The organism is Shigella sp. FC1967, from assembly GCF_001743005.1.
Lineage (GTDB): Bacteria > Pseudomonadota > Gammaproteobacteria > Enterobacterales > Enterobacteriaceae > Proteus.
Genome location: NZ_MIIZ01000726.1, coordinates 1 through 4,123 on the forward strand (window position 1 = coordinate 1; position 4,123 = coordinate 4,123).

Consider the following 4,123-nt stretch of genomic DNA (forward strand, 5'->3'; position numbering starts at 1 on the left):
CCATTATTGATTATGCTCAAGATGGAAAGTTACCTGATGTAAAACAGAGAGCGGAAGGATTATTTGCTTATCCTCAATTAACGGTATATTGGTCAGGTGAAGTTAAAACAGAAGATAAAACACGCGCTTATGGTCGATTATCAAAATCAGGTAATTATTCTACCACGATCACTAATCCAGCTTTATTTGAAAATTATCTGTCAGAACAACTACAACTTATTGCTGATGCTTACCATGCCACTTTTGAAGTGACCGCTTCAAAACAAGAAATTCCTTATCCTTTTGTGATTGATGGAACAGGCATTGGTTTTGATAGAAAGATGAGTGCCTCTTTAGCAAAATATTTTCCAACCACTGATTTATCTAAAATCGGTGATGAAATTACCGATGGTGTAAGTTGTAATAGGGAAATATTACCACTTTCTCATTTTGATGCATTACGTACTGATTTTTCATTGGCACGTTTAAAACATTACACAGGTACATTACCTGAAGATGTTCAGCCCTATATTTTATACACAAATTATAATCGTTATGTTGATGAGTTCGTTCGTTGGGCTTGCGATCAAGTTGCTGATAAAAATAGTCCATATTGTGCACTTTCTTGTGCTGGGTTTCAGCGAATTACAGCAGAAACCGTTGATCCTGAAAAGTTAATATCGGATTTAACTTGGAAGAAATATCAGATGCCCGCCTATCATTTAATTGCTAAAGAAGGTCCCGGAATAACATTAGTGAATATTGGCGTTGGTCCTTCAAATGCGAAAACAATTTGTGATCACTTAGCCGTTTTACGTCCTCATGTTTGGTTAATGATTGGTCATTGTGGCGGGTTACGAGAAAGCCAACAACTTGGTGATTATGTTTTAGCTCATGCTTATTTACGTGATGATCATATTTTAGATGACGTTTTACCTCCTGATATTCCTATCCCAAATATTGCTGAAGTACAACGTGCACTTTATGATGCGACGAAAATGATCAGCGGTAAACCTGGGCATGAAGTAAAACAAAGATTAAGAACAGGGACTGTTGTTACAACAGATGATCGTAACTGGGAATTACGTTTTTCGGTTTCAGCGAGACGATTTAACTTAAGTCGTGCTGTCGCTGTTGATATGGAAAGTGCCACAATTGCCGCACAAGGTTATCGTTTTCGTGTTCCTTATGGCACTTTATTGTGTGTATCAGATAAACCATTGCATGGTGAAATTAAATTACCCGGTCAGGCTAATCATTTTTATGAAGGGGCGGTATCAGAGCATTTACAAATTGGTATTCAAGCTATTGAATTACTTAAACAAGAAGAGAGTAATTTACACTCCCGTAAATTAAGGACATTTAATGAGCCACCGTTCAGATAAAAGGTAAGCAATAAAAATCCCTAATTATTGGACAACAATCCGATAATTGGGGATTTTAAGACGTATTATCAAATAGATATTTTTTATAATAGGGTATTTATAAATAAAATTTAAAAAACGCAAATGTCTCGCTGCTTTTCTTAAACGATCATCTCCACGTCTATCATAACGTTGAGTCGTCATAATACTGGCATGTCCCATCGCATCTTTTACAGTGACAATATCTTCACCATTATCAAGCATAGCAGATGCAAATGTTCTTCTTAGATCATGAGGAGCAAATTTATCAATACCACTTTCTTTTTGCCGAGTTTCTAAAATATAGTAAATGGCCTGATCGGTGATCCGCTCATCGGTGACATCATCAAACCGACGAATGCGAGTGAAAAGAGGGCCATCTTGTGTGCCCCTTATTTCATCAATCCATAATTGAACACGATCCCAAGTATCATCAGGCATATAAGACATTCGTTCTTTATTACCTTTACCTCTAACAAGAAAAGCTTGATCGCGAAATTGGATATGCTCGTAATTAAGTGCCACTATTTCTGAACGACGTAATCCACACCCTAATAACACACTTAATATTGCGGCATCTCTTAAACCTTTCGATGAATTGTCTTTTTCACAACTTCTAAATAAAGCACGAATTTCATTACTGGTTAGTGCGCGACCTTTGGGTAATCGACTTCCTCTTACCGATTTAACTTGGCGGATATGCTGATAACTTTCAGTATCCATTTGTTTCATTGCCCAAGCTTCTAAAGCAACACCTTTTAATGCGGCAAGATATGTATTGATAGTCGCGGGGGCTTTATTGGCATCAGATAACATATCAATAATAGCTTGAATATGATGACGGCGAAGTGCTCCCCATTGGCAATTTTTTAGAGAAGAAAAACCGATCATCTTAGCCACAATAGTTAAAAAAGATCCCATTGTTTGACGGCTACGTTTTGACCCTAAACTCATCAAATAGGCTAATGCGGGATTGGTATGAGCGGGTGAGGTAAATGTTGCATTTAGATCCAATAATGTGTGTTTTTCAGACAATACAAGTGATTTTTCAGGCGGAAGCTCCTGATCGTCGTGGTGAAATTCCACTGTGATTTCCTTATTAAACCAACATAACCATGATGAATATTCTAACAGATCTAAAAAAGAAAAAAGCTACTTTTTCAAAGGATCATTTTAATAAGTAGAAATGATCTTGTTTATTTTATCGTCATAATGAGGGCTAAGTGAGCGTTTTTAGGGTAAATAACAGACTCATTAAGTTAAGGGAAAAAAGTGGCAGATAGGATTAAGAAAAAGAGTAGGGACTAAGAAGAGGAAAAAGGCGCTTATATCGTTTTCGCACCCACGATTTTCACCTTTTATCCGCTTAAAAATTGCGGTGAAACGGGTAAAAATTGGGTGCGAAATCATCAAGGGGTAGTTAAATTACTCTTTATAAATTGCGACAACGGGTTTTCCATCATTACCAATTGTGCCACGGTACATACCTTCAGAATTAAAACTCATTGTGTAGTTACCTGTCTTATCTAATACGATAACACCGCCACTACCATTAATCGCTTTAACTTCATCAAGTGCATTTTGAGCCGCTTCTTCTAAAGGTAAATTTTTATATTTAACTTGAGCTGCGATATTGAAGGCAGTTAAGGTTCTAATAAACATTTCACCCGATCCTGTTGCTGATACCGCAACAGTTTCATTATCAGCATAATTACCTGCACCAATAATAGGGGAATCACCGACTCGACCATAACGCTTATTTGTCATTCCTCCCGTAGAGGTTCCCGCTGCCAAGTTTCCATGTTGGTCAAGAGCAACTGCACCAACAGTGCCATATTTATAATCATACATCATCGGATCAACAAAAAGAGCCGCTGTTTTACCATCATGATCTAAAACGACTTGTTCTTTTTCTATGGCTTTTTGAAGTTGTTGCCAACGATGTTCAGTTCTAAAATAGGACGGATCAACGATAGTAAGCCCTTGTTCTTTAGCAAAAAGATCAGCACCGTTAGAAACCATCATAACATGTGGGCTTTTTTCCATCACGGCAATGGCCGCATTAATTGGATTTTTAACTGTAGTTACACCCGCAACAGCGCCAGCTTTACGGGTTTTACCATCCATAATAGAAGCATCAAGTTCATTACGGCCATCATGGGTGAAAACGGCCCCTTTCCCTGCATTAAATAAGGGGGAATCTTCCATGACATTAATGGATTTTTGAACAGCTTCGATGCTGGTGCCGCCACTATTTAAAACAGCATATCCAGCATTTAATGCTTCGGTTAGTTTTTCTTTATATTCTTTTTCTTGTTCTGGCGTAATGGTGTCTTTAGTGATTGTGCCTGCACCACCATGAATAACAAGACGAATAGGGGCTTCGGTATTTGCAAAAACAGAGCTAGCAAACAGGGTACAAAGTGTCATTGTGGCAAGTTTATATTTAATATTATTCATATAATCTTTCTCGTTTTTAATTAAAATTGACGTGGTATCATCATGTGGATGTTAGGATCTTGATCTGAAATTCTAATTAATTACATCAACGTACTTTGATAACTAACTGCAATAATCACTATATAAAAAGTTTACGGTATAAGTGGTCTGAACACTCAACTTTCTTTTTAATTTGTCGATCTTCATCATATAATCGCTTATTTTTATTATTTTTAAATAAAATCAATATATTGCATATTTTAAATATTTTTTGATTTAATGAAGAGAATAAATATAAAACG

Annotated in this window: 3 protein-coding genes; 1 reads left to right on the plus strand and 2 read right to left on the minus strand. The window is 36.6% G+C overall.

Annotated features, from left to right (window positions below; translation table 11 throughout):
* A partial coding sequence (locus BHE89_RS11215; RefSeq protein WP_128860482.1) for an AMP nucleosidase occupies positions 1–1,364 on the plus strand: 1,364 nt, incomplete at its 5' end.
* 24 nt (positions 1,365–1,388) lie between these two features.
* On the opposite strand, the gene BHE89_RS11220 is transcribed toward BHE89_RS11215, so the two are convergent.
* Together BHE89_RS11220 and BHE89_RS11225 are read right to left on the minus strand one after the other, a co-directional pair.
* Complete coding sequence (locus BHE89_RS11220; RefSeq protein WP_286146077.1) at positions 1,389–2,468, minus strand: tyrosine-type recombinase/integrase; 1,080 nt, start codon at positions 2,466–2,468, stop codon at positions 1,389–1,391.
* 339 nt (positions 2,469–2,807) lie between these two features.
* On the minus strand, positions 2,808–3,842 hold the full coding sequence (locus BHE89_RS11225; protein ID WP_069367122.1) for an isoaspartyl peptidase/L-asparaginase family protein: 1,035 nt from the start codon (positions 3,840–3,842) through the stop codon (positions 2,808–2,810).
* Positions 3,843–4,123 lie beyond the last annotated feature (281 nt).

Excerpts from the sequence above, each read along its gene's own strand:
- BHE89_RS11225 (WP_069367122.1), bottom strand. The coding sequence starts at position 3,842 with ATGAATAATATTAAATATAAACTTGCCACAATGACACTTTGTACCCTG.